At 67.1% G+C, this 15,788-nt stretch carries 16 protein-coding genes; 6 read left to right on the forward strand and 10 right to left on the reverse strand.

What is annotated here, in order from left to right; genetic code table 11:
- Window positions 1–207 precede the first annotated feature (207 nt).
- The gene (locus tag AC3B6C_RS21395; RefSeq protein ID WP_488374051.1) at window positions 208–1,110 is read left to right on the forward strand and encodes a hydroxymethylglutaryl-CoA lyase; all 903 of its coding nucleotides are present in this window, start codon (window positions 208–210) and stop codon (window positions 1,108–1,110) included.
- 88 nt (window positions 1,111–1,198) lie between these two features.
- Here AC3B6C_RS21395 and AC3B6C_RS21400 read toward each other — a convergent pair whose 3' ends face one another.
- The 3 genes from AC3B6C_RS21400 to AC3B6C_RS21410 all read right to left on the reverse strand — a co-directional run bounded on the left by AC3B6C_RS21400 (window position 1,199) and on the right by AC3B6C_RS21410 (window position 4,712).
- The gene (locus AC3B6C_RS21400) at window positions 1,199–1,642 is read right to left on the reverse strand and encodes a universal stress protein (RefSeq protein ID WP_004018865.1); all 444 of its coding nucleotides are present in this window, start codon (window positions 1,640–1,642) and stop codon (window positions 1,199–1,201) included.
- Window positions 1,643–1,866: 224 nt separating this feature from the next.
- Window positions 1,867–4,023: an excinuclease ABC subunit UvrB gene (uvrB, locus tag AC3B6C_RS21405; RefSeq protein ID WP_014927058.1), complete on the reverse strand. Its 2,157-nt coding sequence runs from the start codon at window positions 4,021–4,023 to the stop codon at window positions 1,867–1,869.
- Between the two features lie 20 nt (window positions 4,024–4,043).
- Window positions 4,044–4,712: a hypothetical protein gene (locus AC3B6C_RS21410; protein WP_488374052.1), complete on the reverse strand. Its 669-nt coding sequence runs from the start codon at window positions 4,710–4,712 to the stop codon at window positions 4,044–4,046.
- Window positions 4,713–4,806: 94 nt separating this feature from the next.
- On the opposite strand from AC3B6C_RS21410, the gene AC3B6C_RS21415 reads away from it, so the two are divergent.
- Window positions 4,807–5,397, forward strand: a complete 591-nt coding sequence (locus AC3B6C_RS21415) for a ribonuclease FAU-1 family protein (protein ID WP_488374053.1) — start codon at window positions 4,807–4,809, stop codon at window positions 5,395–5,397.
- Between the two features lie 22 nt (window positions 5,398–5,419).
- On the opposite strand, the gene AC3B6C_RS21420 is transcribed toward AC3B6C_RS21415, so the two are convergent.
- The 4 genes from AC3B6C_RS21420 to AC3B6C_RS21435 all read right to left on the reverse strand — a co-directional run bounded on the left by AC3B6C_RS21420 (window position 5,420) and on the right by AC3B6C_RS21435 (window position 8,751).
- Window positions 5,420–5,890: a hypothetical protein gene (locus AC3B6C_RS21420; protein ID WP_488374054.1), complete on the reverse strand. Its 471-nt coding sequence runs from the start codon at window positions 5,888–5,890 to the stop codon at window positions 5,420–5,422.
- Between the two features lie 135 nt (window positions 5,891–6,025).
- Window positions 6,026–6,922, reverse strand: coding sequence for a dephospho-CoA kinase (gene coaE, locus AC3B6C_RS21425; RefSeq protein ID WP_488374055.1), 897 nt, complete (start codon window positions 6,920–6,922; stop codon window positions 6,026–6,028).
- 117 nt (window positions 6,923–7,039) lie between these two features.
- Entirely contained in the window at window positions 7,040–7,840 is an 801-nt protein-coding gene (locus AC3B6C_RS21430) for an SDR family NAD(P)-dependent oxidoreductase (RefSeq protein WP_488374056.1), read from the reverse strand.
- Complete coding sequence (locus tag AC3B6C_RS21435; RefSeq protein WP_488374058.1) at window positions 7,837–8,751, reverse strand: alpha/beta hydrolase; 915 nt, start codon at window positions 8,749–8,751, stop codon at window positions 7,837–7,839. Before AC3B6C_RS21435 ends, AC3B6C_RS21430 begins: the two co-directional genes overlap by 4 nt.
- Window positions 8,752–8,844: 93 nt before the next feature.
- Between AC3B6C_RS21435 and AC3B6C_RS21440 the strand changes: the two genes are divergently transcribed.
- The gene (locus AC3B6C_RS21440) at window positions 8,845–9,396 is read left to right on the forward strand and encodes a TetR/AcrR family transcriptional regulator (RefSeq protein ID WP_488374061.1); all 552 of its coding nucleotides are present in this window, start codon (window positions 8,845–8,847) and stop codon (window positions 9,394–9,396) included.
- 25 nt (window positions 9,397–9,421) lie between these two features.
- Here AC3B6C_RS21440 and AC3B6C_RS21445 read toward each other — a convergent pair whose 3' ends face one another.
- Window positions 9,422–10,252, reverse strand: a complete 831-nt coding sequence (locus AC3B6C_RS21445; RefSeq protein ID WP_488374063.1) for a hypothetical protein — start codon at window positions 10,250–10,252, stop codon at window positions 9,422–9,424.
- An 81-nt stretch (window positions 10,253–10,333) separates the two neighbouring features.
- On the opposite strand from AC3B6C_RS21445, the gene AC3B6C_RS21450 reads away from it, so the two are divergent.
- Window positions 10,334–11,089 carry an aspartate racemase/maleate isomerase family protein gene (locus AC3B6C_RS21450; protein ID WP_488374064.1) on the forward strand — a complete coding sequence of 252 codons (756 nt, stop codon included), beginning with the start codon at window positions 10,334–10,336 and terminating at the stop codon, window positions 11,087–11,089.
- Between the two features lie 125 nt (window positions 11,090–11,214).
- Here the strand turns inward: AC3B6C_RS21450 and aztD are convergent, their stop codons facing one another.
- Window positions 11,215–12,450 (reverse strand): zinc metallochaperone AztD, encoded by a 1,236-nt coding sequence (gene aztD / locus AC3B6C_RS21455; RefSeq protein ID WP_488374065.1) that lies wholly within the window; start codon window positions 12,448–12,450, stop codon window positions 11,215–11,217.
- Window positions 12,451–12,551: 101 nt separating this feature from the next.
- Window positions 12,552–13,298: a TetR/AcrR family transcriptional regulator gene (locus AC3B6C_RS21460; RefSeq protein WP_488374066.1), complete on the reverse strand. Its 747-nt coding sequence runs from the start codon at window positions 13,296–13,298 to the stop codon at window positions 12,552–12,554.
- A gap of 222 nt (window positions 13,299–13,520) precedes the next feature.
- Between AC3B6C_RS21460 and AC3B6C_RS21465 the strand changes: the two genes are divergently transcribed.
- Window positions 13,521–15,137 carry a DEAD/DEAH box helicase gene (locus AC3B6C_RS21465; protein WP_488374067.1) on the forward strand — a complete coding sequence of 539 codons (1,617 nt, stop codon included), beginning with the start codon at window positions 13,521–13,523 and terminating at the stop codon, window positions 15,135–15,137.
- Complete coding sequence (locus AC3B6C_RS21470; RefSeq protein ID WP_488374068.1) at window positions 15,134–15,739, forward strand: SWIM zinc finger family protein; 606 nt, start codon at window positions 15,134–15,136, stop codon at window positions 15,737–15,739. The genes AC3B6C_RS21465 and AC3B6C_RS21470 overlap by 4 nt, the downstream gene beginning before the upstream one ends.
- The last annotated feature ends 49 nt before the right edge of the window (window positions 15,740–15,788 follow it).

The following is a 15,788-nucleotide window of genomic DNA, read 5'->3' on the forward strand; positions in this document are numbered from 1 at the left end:
CAGATGGGATCACCCGAGTCCAGCAGGGCCACACTGGCCACTCCCGTACCGTCTGAGGCGGTTCGAGACCCCCGAGATTCGGTCGTTCGACCGACAGAGGGATGGAACGACGTACCGGACATGGCGTCGCCGGCGCCGGGAGCGAAGCGAGCGGGCCGAACGAGACCCCCGTGGAGTCGCGGGGGCGGAACGGGCAAGATCGAACTCATGTCAGACGTGCAGGTGATCGAGGTCGGGCCGCGGGACGGGTTGCAGAACGAACAGACGCTGCTCTCGATCGACCAGAAGGTCGAGTTCATCAGCCGGGCCGTGGACGCCGGCGTGCGCCGCATCGAGGCGGTCAGCTTCGTCAACCCCAGGCGGGTCCCGCAGATGGCCGGTGCCGAGGAGGTCATGGACCGGGTGCCCCGCGTGGACGGCGTCTCCTATATCGGGCTCGTCCTCAACCGTCGTGGTCTCGACCGCGCCCTCGCATCCGCGGTCGACGAGGTGAACGCGGTGGTCGTGGCCACCGAGGAGTTCAGTCGACGGAACCAGGGCTGCAGCGTCGAGGACACCGTCGCGGCAGCCGTCGACGTCGTCCGGGACGCGCGCGCGGCCGGGATCGCGTCGACGGTGACCATAGCGGTGGCGTTCGGCTGCCCGTTCACCGGCGAGGTCAGTCCGGGCTGGGTCTCCGACATCGTGGCCCGGCTGACCGATCAGGCCACACCGGACGAGATCGCGCTCGCCGACACGATCGGCGTCGGGGTGCCGGCACAGGTTCGCGACCTCGCCAGACGGACCGCCGAACGAGCTCCCGGCATCCCGCAACGCTGGCACTTCCACAACACGCGGAACACCGGCTATGCGAACGCGCTTACCGCACTCGATTCGGGTGCGCGCGCGCTCGACGCGAGCATCGGCGGCTTCGGCGGGTGCCCGTTCGCGCCTGCGGCCACCGGCAACATCGCGTCCGAGGATCTCGTCTACGCACTGGATCGATCAGATGTCAGCACCGGCGTCGACATGCGACAGTTGGTCGACGCCGCACAATGGCTGGGCACAGCCCTCGACAAGGATGTCCCCGCACTCCTCGGACGTGCCGGACAATTTCCGGCCGCCCGCTGAGGCGGGGACACCTGTCGATGAGCCACGCAGATCGATCGGCCCTCGAGATCCGTGGGCCGCAGCACGACCGCGCGGCGACTCCCGGCGACTACCCGGTGGTGTGCACGATCAGGACGTCGCACGCCGACTTGCGAGCGACATCGGCGGGGACCGATCCGAGAAGCCGGCCGGCGATCGAGTTCAGGCCGCGGTTGCCCACGACCAGGAGGTCGGCCTTGACGTCGCTCACCAGTTGCAGGAGCGCGTCGACCGGAGCGCCCTTGACCGGGCGCTGCACCACGTTCGTCGCACCGGCCTTGGCGGCGCGCTCCTTCGCGGTCCGCAGGATCTCCTCGGTCGGGGTCGACCCGGTGACCTGATATGCCTCGTCCTTGAGGACGTCGGCCGCATCCCCGGCACCGCGCTCGTTCGGGAAGTACGCGCACGCGATCACCAACTGAGCGTCGCCCGCGAGTGCACCCGCACGTTCCACAGCCTTCATCGACGACTCGGAGCCATCGGTACCGACGACGACGGTTTCGTAAGAGCTCATCCCAACCTCCCGACATGAAATCGCCTCGCTGCCCATCAGCGAGGCGTCACCGCGTATCCCCGAATTGCAGGGGTCTTGCATCGGGACACTAGTTTGCCACGGACGTGTCTGTCCCCCGTTCGTGGTGATCGGCACATCAGCTGCGCATCACGGCGGTCCGCTCACCTCGGGCCACTACCACTCTCAGCTGTCCGTTCACACGGCGCGGGCGAACCGGTGAGGCGTCACTTGATTCCGGCCGCGTCCATCCCGCGCATCTCTTTCTTCAGATCGGCGATCTCGTCGCGGAGTCGCCCGGCGAGTTCGAACTGCAGGTCCCGAGCAGCGCTCATCATCTGGTCGGTGAGTTGAGACACGAGGTCGGCGAGTTCGGCCCGGGGCATCAGCGAGACGTCGCGCTTCTCGATGACCCCCGAGCTGCCGGCCTTCGAGACCTCGCCCTGGGCGCGGCGTCCGCGGCTGGAGTTCCGTCCGGAACCGCCGACCGCAACGGTCTCGTCCTCCGCCTCCCGGTAGACCTGGTCGAGGATGTCGGCGATCTTCTTGCGCAACGGCTTGGGGTCGATCCCGTTCGCCTTGTTGTACGCGATCTGCTTCTCGCGACGTCGCTCCGTCTCGTCGATCGCGTTGCGCATCGAGTCGGTGATCTTGTCCGCATACATGTGGACTTCGCCGGACACGTTGCGGGCCGCACGACCGATCGTCTGGATGAGCGAGGTGGTGCTCCGGAGAAAACCCTCCTTGTCGGCGTCGAGGATCGCGACGAGGGACACCTCCGGGAGGTCGAGGCCCTCGCGCAGCAGGTTGATGCCGACGAGGACGTCGTAGTCACCCGAGCGCAGCTGACGCAGGAGTTCGACGCGGCGCAGGGTGTCGACCTCCGAGTGGAGATAGCGGACCCGGATGCCGAGTTCGAGCAGGTAGTCGGTGAGGTCCTCGGCCATCTTCTTGGTCAGGGTCGTCACCAGCACGCGCTCGTCACGGTCGGTTCGCTCACGGATCTCGTGGACCAGGTCGTCGATCTGGCCCTTGGTGGGTTTGACAACGACCTGGGGATCGACGAGACCCGTCGGGCGGATCACCTGCTCGACGAACTCGCCGTTGGACTGCCCCAGCTCATACGGCCCCGGGGTGGCGGACAAGTACACGGTCTGTCCGATGCGATCCACGAACTCGTCCCATGTCAGCGGCCGGTTGTCGACGGCCGACGGTAGGCGGAATCCGTACTCCACGAGGTTGCGCTTGCGCGACATGTCGCCCTCGTACATGCCGCCGATCTGAGGCACGGTCACGTGCGACTCGTCGATGACGAGAAGGAAATCGTCGGGGAAGTAATCGATCAGCGTTGCCGGGGCGCTCCCGGCGGCGCGTCCGTCGATGTGCCGCGAGTAGTTCTCGATGCCCGAGCAGAATCCGACCTGACGCATCATCTCGAGGTCGTACGTGGTCCGCATCCGTAGACGCTGGGCTTCGAGCAGTTTGCCCTTGCCCTCCAGATCGGCGAGCCGTTCCTCGAGTTCGCGCTCGATGCTCGCCATGGCCTTCTCCATGCGTTCGGGCCCGGCGACATAGTGGGTGGCCGGGAAGATGCGCAGTGAGTCGACCTGGCGCACGACGTCTCCGGTCAGCGGGTGCAGGTAGTACAGCGACTCGACCTCGTCGCCGAAGAACTCGATGCGGACCGCGAGTTCCTCGTACGACGGGATGATCTCGACGGTGTCGCCACGGACACGGAAACTCCCGCGGGTGAACGACATGTCGTTACGCGTGTACTGGACGTCGACGAGAAGCCGCAGCAGTGCATCGCGATCGATCTCCTGACCCACTTCCACCTCGACGGATCGGTCGAGGTACGACTGCGGTGTGCCGAGGCCGTAGATACAGGACACCGAGGCGACCACCACGACGTCGCGCCGGGACAGCAGGCTCGACGTCGCCGAGTGACGCAGACGCTCGACGTCGTCGTTGATCGACGAATCCTTCTCGATATAGGTGTCGGTCTGCGCGATGTAGGCCTCGGGTTGGTAGTAGTCGTAGTACGACACGAAGTACTCGACGGCGTTGTTGGGCAACATCTCGCGCAGTTCGTTCGCCAACTGCGCCGCGAGCGTCTTGTTCGGAGCCATGACCAGGGTGGGACGCTGCACCTGCTCGATCAGCCAGGCGGTGGTCGCCGACTTTCCGGTACCGGTGGCACCGAGGAGCACGATGTCCTTCTCACCCGCGTTGATCCGGCGGGTCAGATCTTTGATGGCGGCGGGCTGGTCGCCGGCGGGTTCGTATTCGCTGACGACCTCCAGCCGGGCTTCGGTCCGTTCGATCTCGCCGACCGGCCGGAACTCCGAGTGCGCGATGACGGGGCGTTCTGCTGCAAAAGCCATAGTGCCAGGGTAAACGCGACCTATGACAACGATGTTCCCGCTCGATGCGCCCGCCGACGCCCGATGAGTGCGGCGACGAGAACGACCACCGAGCAGAGCGGGATCGGCTGGCCGACGGAGACGAACACGACGACGTCGCCGAGGAGCGCCGCCGGCGCCGCGATCCGGACGACAGTGCCCGGGACCGGCGCCTTTCCCTGAGTCCGGCGCGGCACCCGCGGCCACGGCTTGGCGATCGACAGCCAGGCCTGGAATCCGATCAGCGTCGCCATCACGACAGTCGCCGCCAGCAGACCCGGCGTTGCGTCGTCGCCGGATCGCGTCGCCTCGTCGAGCGTGGGCGAGAGTACCGCGATCCCGACGACGAGCTGCCCGACCGTGATCACGAATTTCACGAGTACCCACCAGTGCACGAAGAAGCCCCAGGGCGTCGTCGACGACAGGAGGAACCCGGACATCGCCGACAGGTTGGCAGAGACGACGAGCACCGTCGTGTCCAGGACGTGCGCCGCGACGACGCCGCCTTCCCCGGGATTCAGCATCAGCACCAGCAGGGCGAGCGCCTGACTCATCCAGCTGACCGAGGACAGCACATGGATCCACAGGAGCATCTGCCTCGCGCGCCTGGCGGACGATTTCGGTGCGGTGAATCGGCGCGCGGGACCACGGGTCGCTTCGACGGAAGTCATCTGTCGACCTTGCGCCGACCGCCCCGCCTCGCACATCGGTGAGAACTCGGGCTTTCACCCTGAGATCGTCGGTCGTTCTGTCTAGATTCGGTGCATGACCAACCATCGCGGACGCGCGGCCGAGCCGGTGCCCGCATCACACCCGCTGCACCCGCCCAAGCGGGAGGTCTTCGACGTACCCGGGATGACGAACACGGACAACAAGGGGTTCGTCCGGCCGGTCGAGGAATACCGCGTCACCGACTACGGGCTGTACATGTCGCGCCACGCACCCGGACATCCGCGATTCGATCACCTGGAATCCTGGCTCCTGCCCGCATTGGGACTGCGCGCCAACATCTTCCACTATCAGGGCGGCTACCGGGAGGGTCAGCGCCTGTATCTGGATGTCGGCCGCTTCGCCGGCCCCGACGACGCCGGGAGGTGGTACGCCGAGGACTGGTATCTCGATCTCGTCGACGTACCCGGCACCCCGCCGGTGCTGCTCGACACCGATGAACTGCTCGAGGCGCACCGGGACGGGCTCCTCGACACCGCACAGTGCGTCGAGGCCGTCGAGATCGCCACGCGCGCGCTCGTCGGTACGGCCGAGCACGGGAACGACGTCCAGGCCTGGCTGGACGCCGCGGCGGGCGGCGTGGTGGCCTTCAGCGACCACGACCATCGCCGCGGCGGCGCCCGGTAGATCTCGACAGACCTCAGAGGTCTCAGTAGGTGGGAAGGACGAAACAGGCTCCGTTGCGGATGAAGTCCGGGAGCTGGACGCCGGTACCGACGGTGACCGCTCGCGTCTTCTCCACCCCGTCGAGGGTCGCCTTGAGCACGTATCGACCCGGTGTCGACGGGCGCCACGTCGGCCTGACCTCGACACTCGTGGGCTTCCGGTCGTAGATGGTCACCGTGCGACCGGCACCGACGGATGTCACCTTCAGATTCGACTTCGCCGAGCCGGGGTCACCGACGAGCACGGACAGCTCGTAGGCACACCCCGCGCCGTACACGCCGTAGTTGAACGAGCCGTTGGCCGACGACCCGTAACCCGGGAGGGTGTCCACCGCGATGCCCTGCAGGGCCGCCTCGGCAGGCGCGGCCAGTGCGACACCGGCGCACGCCACCGCACCGAAAGCTATTGCGCCGCCGACAATCCGCGCGCGACCCCTACGTCCCCGACCGACCATGCTGTGCTCCACTCCTGGGCTCGTCCTCGAGCACACCACCACCGCGGAGGCGTGCGACTCACAAGCTAGCAGCGCTCCGCACCGCGCGTAAGCATTTTGGCAACGTTTGTAGTCAGTTTTTGTGCCGCGTGCCTCTCACCCGGTGACGACTCGCACCGTGGCCGGTCTGCCGGGGTCGCACGAGCCGTACAGATCCGGCCCGGCCGGCGCGAATCCACCGTCGGCCAACCGGTCGACCAGGCCTTCGGCGGCAGCGGCATCACGTGCCGTCACCTGCAACTCGACCGCTGCCGCGTCGGTGACGTCGACGGCGGTGGCCAGTTCACCGGCCACCGCCCACAGCCGATTGACCAGACGCGCGGACGGACCGTGCGGATCGGGTTCGGACGCGACGAGTTCAGGGACGGGATCGGCGACCCGGCGGCGGCGGACATTCATCTCGAGCGGCACGAGACGCTCATCCCAGACCCGCGCCGCGGATGCCGCCAGATCCTCGGGGGCGCCGGAGTTGTCCAGCCACACGTCGGCGACGGCACGACGCTGTTCGTCGGTCGCCTGCGCGGCGATGCGGGCGCGGGCGTCGGCCTCGGCGACACCGCGCATCGTCGTCAGCCGGTGCAACCGCACGTCGGCTTCGGCGAACACGATGACGACCAGATGAAAGAACGGAGCCGTGTGATTCTCCACCAGCAACGGAATGTCCTGCACCACAATCGCGTCCGCCGGCGCATCGTCGAGCAAGGCTTGCGTCCGCGCCCCGATGAGCGGGTGGGTGATGCCGTTGAGGATCTGCCGCGACTCGTCGTCGACGAAGGCCTTCGCCGCGAGAGCCGGACGGTCGAGGCGCCCGTCGGTGGCCAGGATGTCCGGCCCGAACGCCTCGACCAGCGCCGCCAGACCCTCCGACCCCGGCTCGACCACCTCCCGGGCGATCTTGTCCGCGTCGATGATGTACGCGCCCCGCTCGACGAACGTCTTTGCCACGGTCGATTTGCCGGCGCCGATGCCACCGGTCAGTCCAAGCCTGATCACGACCCCAGTCTGACAAACGCCTTCACGTTGGAGTACGTCCGGGGCAGTCGCCCTGCGCACCATCCCGCCGCGGTCAACGAAGCGGCCTCCCAACCGAACGTACGAACTCGTCTGCTGCTACTTGAACGGGTTCAGTGTGCGCCCAAGGTGGTAGCCGATACGTCCGGGGATGGGGCGCATCGCGGCCGCGGACACCTTGTTGATGACGCCGGGGATGCAGACGGGTTTTCCGGCCATGACCGCGGCCCAACCTTCGCGGACGACATCTTCGGGTTCCTGCCACATGAATCCCGGCAACCGGTCCGCGGCGTCGCGGGTGCCCATGACGTCGTGGAACTCGCTGTGCGTGAAGCCCGGGCACAGTGCTGTCACATGAATGCCGTGCGGTTTGAGCTCCATATCCAGCGATTGGGACATGTTCAGCACATACGATTTGATCCCGGTGTAGAGCAGGCCCTCCCCCGGGGGCGATACCGCAGCGAGAGACGACAGGTTCACGATCCGTCCCCAGCGCCGTGCTTTCATGTCGGGTATCACGCGATGGGTCAGCTCGGTCACCGCCGTGACCATGAGCTGGAGTTCGGCGGCAACCGATTCCCATGGGGTCTCGGAGAACTTGGTGCTCGAGGACAGGCCTGCGTTGTTGACCAGCACGTCGATCGGCATCCCCAGCTCGTCCGCCCGATCGATGATCGCGGCGGCGGGAGCGGCCGGGTCACTCAAGTCGGCCGCAATGACCTCGGCGAGAACGCCGTGTTGCTGACGAAGTTCGGTTGCGAGCTCGTCGAGCCGGCCTGCCCGTCGCGCCACCAGGATCAGGTCGTGGCCTTCGGCGGCGAGATGTCGGGCGAACGCGGTTCCGATTCCGGCGGAGGCTCCCGTGACGAGAGCTGTGCGGCGGGGAGGGTGTGCGGTCATCGCGGGTCGCCAACGTGGCGGTCCAGGAAGTCGACCTGGTCGGCGACGATGGTCTCGAAGTACGGGTCGAGGTAGGGCTCGAAATGGCCACAATCGTAGGTGTGCACCTCGCCTTTCGGTATGCGGCGCGCTACAGCCTGGGCTTTGTCGATCGGCGTGACGTCGTCCTTCGCTGCCAATTGGACCAGCACTGGGACGTTGATCGCCGCTGCGTGACGTCCGGGAGAGTAGAAGGGCACGCGCAGTGCGATCCGGGCGGCGACGTCGTTTTCGGCGAGCAGTTCCTCACGCATGTCCCCCATGCGTTCGACTTGCTCGTAAGCGCCTGGCGAGGTCATCATCGCGACGTCGCCGGGTCGCCCTATCGCGGCCATCCGGTAGGGCGTCCGTCCCGTCCACGCCCGGAATTGATCACGCGCCCCGGCGATGATCAGTCGCGCCACCAGTGTTGGAGACTGGGAGAACGCTGACGCGGGGCCGCTCACGTGCGGAACCTGGACGATCGCGGCGACCACATCGTGGTCGTGGGCAGCCAGTTTCAGGACGTGGCCGCCGCCGAAAGACGACCCCCACGCCACCACGCGCCGCGTGTCGACGCCCTCCAGGCCCCGAACGTAGGCGATTGCGGCATCCCAGTCACTGAGCTGTTTTCCGATGTCGAGAATGCGACGCGGCGACCCGCCACTGGCACCCCAATGGCGGTAGTCGAAGACGAGCGCGGCATACCCGGCCTGCGCGAACCGTGCGGCGTAGGCGTCGAGCCTTAGTTCGCGGAATGCGGCGAAACCGTGAGCGAGGACGACGATGGGCGGGTTCACGACCCCATCCGGGCGGTAGAGCCAGGCTGCGCACTGGACATCGCCGGACTCGAACGTGACATCGGATCGAACGTAGGTGAACTGACGCGTCATCGATGGACCTCCATCAGGTATCTTGAATGGCGTTCAACAAGCTAGCAGCTTCTTGAATGCCGTTCAAGACCAAGTGGTGTGGAGGTGGTGTCCGTGGCGCGGAACAAGAGGCCGCAGACTGCCGACGAGAAGCGCCAGGAGATCGTCGCGGCCGCCCGGAGGCTGTTCATCGAAGGCGGATATGAGGCGACGTCGATGAGCAGGTTGGCGAAGGAAGCCGGGGTGGCGCCCAACACCATCTACTGGTATTTCGATGACAAGGATGACGTGCTCGTTGCAGTCGTGTCTGCCGTCATGGCCGATGTCTGGCCCCAGTATCAGGCAATTGCAGACGAGCCGATCGCCGCTCGGGTGTTGTGGATCGTGCGGCGATTGACCGAGATGAGCGGTCTGGTGACCACAGTGCACTCTCGCGTACCACACTCCTCTGCAGTAGCGGAGTGGCACAACAATTTTCACCTCCTCACGGCCACCTTGTTCCGTGCCGAGCTGGAAACAGCAGGCGTCCCTGCGGAGACCGTCGACGCCGAGGTGACGATCGCCGTGTTCACCGTCGAGGGACTATTGATGCACACGCGGGACGAAGGCGAACAGCGCACCATATGCGAGACATTGGCCCACCGGTGGCCGTCGGCCACGAGCTAGCCGGGACGCTGGCCCGGACCAGTGATCAGTACCGGCGCCGCTCCTCCAGGACCTCGAAGGTCCGGCGGTCGGCGGCGGTGTGATCACCCCGGAACCGACCGATGGGTGTCGCCATGATCGCGTCGGCGCCGAACTCGGTGACGCCGAGAAGCCGAATCACGGCCGCCCGGGCAGAGGCCTCGCCGTCGGCAGCGGTGACAGCAGCCAGAACCTCGTGAGGTCTTGCCTGCGCGGCGACGACGGCCCGCATGTACTCGAGGCGCTCGGTGTCGTCTGCCGTGTTCCGACGCCGATCGCGAGGCGACGGGGCCGGGCGAATCGGCCCGTCCCACACGAAGAGTGCGTCGGGCAGCGTCTCCGGTTCGGCGAGGTTGTCGACCTGCAGCAGGACGTCGCCGCGGTCGTTCGCCACCCGCACCAGCAAGCCGGTCGAGTCGTCGAAAACCAGGACGACCGCGCCCGCGCCCGCCCCGACGAGTCGGACCGACCACCCGGGCCGGCCGCCGATGTCCTCAGGGCTCGTCGCGTCGGCCGCCAACCCGGCACTCATCTTGTGCAACAAGGAGTCCGGGCCCAACAGATCGAGTGGGCTGAACCGAGCACCCAGAAGTGCCATACGGATGTCGCCGTCGAGCTGCTGCATGTGATCGTCGACGCGAACGACCGAGGACCGGCCATTCGCGAGGTATATCGGTCTGCCGGCCCTCTCGACGCGCCATCTCCCGCCCGGGGCGTGCTGAAAGTCGAAGGCAATCTCCTCGTCCGGCGACTCGCGGACCGTCAATGTACCGGCCACATACACTGATTCGGCGGCCGCATTGCGACCGGCGAGCTCCACCCACGACGGCGTTTTCATACGCGCAGCCTAGGCCGAATCGGACCGACGGGTTCCACGCCCCGCTCGACGGAACCGACTGCGTCGTGCGACGGTGACGAGATGTCGAACGCCGACCCGGACTTCGGTCTGCTCTTCCCTACTGCGAACGCCGATGTCCACGACTTCGCCAGCCTCGCGGGGCGAACTTCACCGCGGTCGACGCTGCAGGTGGTCGAGCTGCCGTGGCCGGCAGAGACGCATTTCGAACTGGGCAGCATGTCGGACCGAGATCTGGCGGCCACTGTCGCCCGGCTCGGTCATCCTTCCGCGATATCCGATGCGCTGAGTGGTTCTGCGGACCGGTTCGATGCCGTTGCATTGGCGGTCACCTCGGCGAGTTTCATGCTCAGCCCGAGTGCCCACCGGCGACAACTGACAACCATCGAATCGACAGCCCGGTGTGCCGCGACCTCAACGATGCGTGGATTTCAGGAGGCACTGGCCCATCTCGGGGCGACTGCCGTCAGCGTCGCCTCGGTGTACCCGCCGCATTTCACCGACCGATTCATCGAGCACATCGCCAAGTCCGGCACTTCGGTCATCCACCGGGTCGATGCGAACGCTCGCACCGATCGTGACCTGGCGGAGTGGGGCTATGCCAGGATCATCGACCTGGTCGATAAGGCCGCTCATCCCGATGCGCGGGTCGTCCTACTTCCGGAAACTGCTCTGCACACCGACCACTTGACCTCTGCCCTCGTGCAGGCCGCCGGGGTTCCGGTGTTGACCGCCACGCAGGTGACGGTCTGGTCCCTATTCCGGGCCGTCGGCCGGGTACCGCGAGCTGACGACGCCGGACCCCTGTTCCTCGGCTGAGGACTGCGCGGTGTTGTGGCCGCACCACCGGAACGGATGTTACGAAACAGGCAGAGACCTCGTACCACCCGCGCGGTCCCGGATCGGGAACACGCAGGCGGGACGAGGTCTCCGCGGACTGCCGGTCAGCCCGTGACGGCGGCGAGCTCGATGGTCTCGTGCGGCAGTCCCGCCTCACCGACCTTCTCGTTCTTGTTCAGATCGATGGCGACGATCTTCTTCGCCGCCGGATCGCTGACGTACGCGATGCCCTCCTGGACGACGACGTTCGGCATCGGGGACTGCCACTCGTCCGGTTCGGTCCACGCACCGATCGCCGGGATGATGGCGGTCTTCGTGGCCGTGTTGACGTCGAAGACGTGCAGGGCGCCGTCGGTTCCCAGGATCACCGCGGAACCTCCGGGACCACGCTCGATGGACCGGAAGCTGTACGAGGTGCCGAGATCGACGAGGCGGAGCTGACCGGTGCGGGTGTCGGTGAGCGAAAAGCGCGTCGGGCGTTCGAGTTCGGCGTCGGGGTCGGACTTGTAATCGCCGAGGATGATCGGGGACTCGTCGCTGCCTGCCTGGTTGCCGATCCGGCCGTAGGGGTCGGGGCTGTCCACCTTACGGATGTCGTTCCCTCGCACGATGAGAAGGCCGTCCTCACAACCGAAGGCGAGGACACCGTCGGCGCCGGCGGCCTCACCGTGCACTCCCGGGCACTGGTCGTTGCGCACGATCTCCTTGCGCTCACCGTCGAGGATCGCGACCCCGCTGCGCGAGTCCTCGTTGCCGACGGTGACGACGACGGTGCCGTCCTCCCGGAACACCGCGACCCCGTGGTGGGGCTCGGGGAGTGTGAACGAGGTCGATGCCGGGTTGCCACGGAGGAGTTCGGCGGGTTCGACGATCTCGACCTCGCCGGTCCCGTCGGTGAAGAGTGTGATCCGGGAGTCATGGGGCACAACGTGTCCGGGCTCCTCGCCGCCGAAGGTCATGTCGGTGAGGGCCGGAGTGGTCGTGTAGTGGTGACCGTGGTCGCCGTGCTGGCGCGTCCAGGTTCCCATGTCGAGAACCCGGAATCCGTCCGACTCGGAGACGAACACATTCCGGCCGTTGTCGGCGCTGTTGAGTCGGATGAAGCCGTCGACCGGAAGGTCGGCCACCTGCTCGAGCGACTCCGCGTCGAGAACCAGGATGCCGCCGTTGTAGCTGAGCGCGAGACGCGGTGTGGCGCTCTGCTGTTCGACGGCTTTGGCCGAACTGGGGGCAGCGGGCGTCGAGTCGCCGGAATCCTCGCTGCCACAGGCGACGAGCGCGAACGATGCGGCGGTGAGGATCGCCAGAGATCGGGTCAGATTTGTCCGTTGTGCAAACACCCGAACAGTGAACAGCTACATGAAAATGATTGTCAACAACGCATGAATGCAGGTGGTCGCTCGCGTCCACGACCACCCTTCCGAGCACTCGCGTCCGGGCGTCAGGTCAGCAATGGTCGCAATCCGTCGAGTACGTGCATGAGCCCGAACTCGAAGGCGTCGTCGGGGGCGCCGGGCGCCTGATGGAGTTCACCGACCGCACTCCCGACCCGGTCCGCAAGGGGGAACGCGCCGTCAGGAACGACCGCCGCGAGTTCGGGGCCGACGATCTCCCACCATCGCGCATCGCTCATCCCGGTCTCCACGGCTGCCGACCGCTCCCCGACCGCTTCGCGGGCGTTGCCGGTCACGAACGCGCCGATCAGTGCGATGATGTTGTCGCGCTGCACATCCGAGATGTCGGCAGACTCGAGCAGCTCGAGCTGTCGCTCATAGCGGGCAAGCCGGTGGGGCCCCAGCACCTGGCGCCAGGGCGTGGCCTCCAGCAGCCACGGGTGAGCGAGACACTCGGCGCGCAGTGCACGCGCGACACCCGCCAGCGACTCCACCACGGTCGGCGAGCTCGGAGGCATCGGCGCGTCCGCCGCCACCTGGTCGACCATCAGCGCCACCAAGACGTCACGTGTCGGTACGTAGGTGTAGAGACTCATCGGCCCGACGCCCATCTCGGCGGCCAGTGCGCGCATCGACACCGCGTCGAGTCCCCCCGCATCGGCGAGGCGGATCGCCGTCGTCACGATGTCGTCGATCGAGACCCGCTGTCGCGGACCGCGCCGCGGACCCTCGACTCCGGCCTCGGCCCGCCACAACAGCCGAACCAGCACGCGTGCGTCATCAGCGGTCGACACGGCGAAGCCTTTCCCGTACGGTGTACCGAGTAGAAACTCCGTACACCGTACCAAGAGGAGCCCCTGCTGACAATCCAGGCCACATATCTGCCGGATCTCCATCAATTCGCCCTGTGGTCGTCACACGATCCCGATGCCGCACACCGTCCGGACTCGTGCCGCCTGGCGGTTCCCGAGGGCCGCGGCCTCGTCGTCCGCGACGTCCGTTGCGAACTCGTCGACGTGCCGACGCTCCTCTCTGCCGGCGAACCGGGCGATTCCAGCGCGTCCGGTCCGGTCGCCGAGTCGGTACACGCCTGGCAGCGCACGCTCGCCGGTGATTCCGCGACGTCACTGCCTCTCGCCGCGCACGCCGAGGTCGACCCCACCGGCACCGCGATGACCACGGCCGAGTTCGCGCGCTCGGCGATGCACGACTGTCTAGCCGCAGAGGACGCACTACGCGACTCGCTTCGAGCGAGCCTGCGGCCGTATCAGATCCGCGGCGTCGCATGGCTCGCCCGTACCGCGGAGGTCACCGGTGGCGCCGTGCTGGCCGATGAGATGGGACTCGGCAAGACCGTCCAGGCCATCGGGCTGCTGACGCTTCGGGCACACGAGGGACCCCAACTGGTCGTCTGCCCGACGAGCCTCGTGACCAACTGGGCACATGAGATGACCCGCTTCGCGCCCACACTCGACATGCACACCGGACCTCTCGATCACACCCCGGAGGCGCCCGGTTCGGTCGCCGTGATCTCCTACGCGAGACTGCGGTTGAGCATCGAGGCGATACGCCGGTATCCCTGGGCGACAGTCGTGTTCGACGAGGCGCAGGCCTTGAAGAACCCGCGGACCCAGGTCTCGCGCGCGGCCCGCTCCATCGACGCCCGCGCTCGCATCGCGTTGACGGGCACGCCCGTCGAGAACAGTCTCGACGACCTCTGGGCGATCCTCCGCGTCATCGCGCCCGGAGTGTTCCCCCACCGGGCGGTGTTCCGACGCCGGTTCACCAGGGCCGTGGACGACGGCGACACCGGAGCACTGCACCGACTCCGGGTCGCGGTGTCGCCGGTGGTGTTGGCGCGCACCAAATCTCGCGTGGCGTCGGCACTGCCACCGAAGATCTCCAATCCCGTTCTCGTCGATCTGACCGACGAGCAGGCGCAGCTCTACGACGCCCATCTCGCACGCGTGGAAGACGATGGCTTCGGCGATGGATTCGAGAGGCACGGAAGGATTCTCGCCACCCTCACCCGGCTCAAACAGATCTGCAACCATCCCGGTCTCGTCACCGGCGACACCCGAGTGCTCATGGGCCGCTCGGGCAAACTCGATGTGTGCACAGAGATTCTCGGCGACAACCTGCGTACCGACTCCCCCACGCTCGTCTTCACCCAGTACCGCGACACGGGCGAACTCCTGGTCCGTCACCTCGCCGAGCAGTTCGGTGTCGACGTCCCGTTCTTCCACGGCGGTCTTCCACCGGGCCGGCGCGATGAACTCGTCGCCGACTTCCAGGCCGGCCGGGGCCCCGGGGTGATGGTGATGAGTCTCAAGGCCGGCGGCGTCGGACTCACCCTTACTCGCGCGTGCGACGTCATCCATTTCGATCGCTGGTGGAATCCCGCGGTCGAGGCCCAGGCCTCCGATCGGGTACACCGCATCGGTCAGCAGCGTCCGGTCACGATCACGACCCTGACGTCGGCCACCTCTCTCGAGGAGCACATCGACGACCTGCACCGCCGCAAGTCCGCACTCAGCGCGCACGCCGACGACTCCTCGGCCCTCGCCGAACTGACCGGCCTGAGCGACGAGCGGCTGATCGACGTCCTGCGCCGCAATCGGGAGGTGCGATGACCGCCGGCCCACCCGCCGAGTTCGGCTTCAGCCGCTGGGGTGCCGAGATCGTCCGGCTCGCCGAGCCGATCTCGACGCGCTCTCCCAACCCGCTCGCGCCACGCGCCCGCAGTGTCGCCCGCAACGGCGGAGTCACGCTGACGGTCGACGGACGATCGGTCAGCGGTCTGGTCCAACGGGGTGGCGAGGCGTCGATGGCACATCTCGAATTCGGCCCGATGACCTCGGCCACCGCGTCAGCCCTGCGCGAGCTGCTCGGCGCGTCCACCGAACCGACCGACGACATGTACCACCGGCTGGTCGAGGCCGCGGCGTGGTCGCCCGCCGGTCTCGATGTCGCCGACTGTTCGTGTCGCGCGCGCGGCGATCGGTGCCTGCACATCCTCGCGACGCTGTACGCGCTCGCCGCCGCGGTCGACCGGGAGCCCGCCCTTGCCCTCCGGCTCCGCGACTTCGAGGGATCGCTCGACGGCTCGTCCGTCGACGCCGCACCGGATCCCGACGCACCATCGAGTCGGATACCCCCGCGCTGGTCGGCGCTGACCGCCTTCGATGTCAGGGACTACTGGCAGTCCGGGCCTCGCGCCGACCTCCCTCGCTGACCGGAGGTGAGAACGAGAGAAGCCCTCCCGGTTTCCCGGGAGGGCTTCT

The organism is Gordonia sp. 11cp, assembly GCF_057767225.1.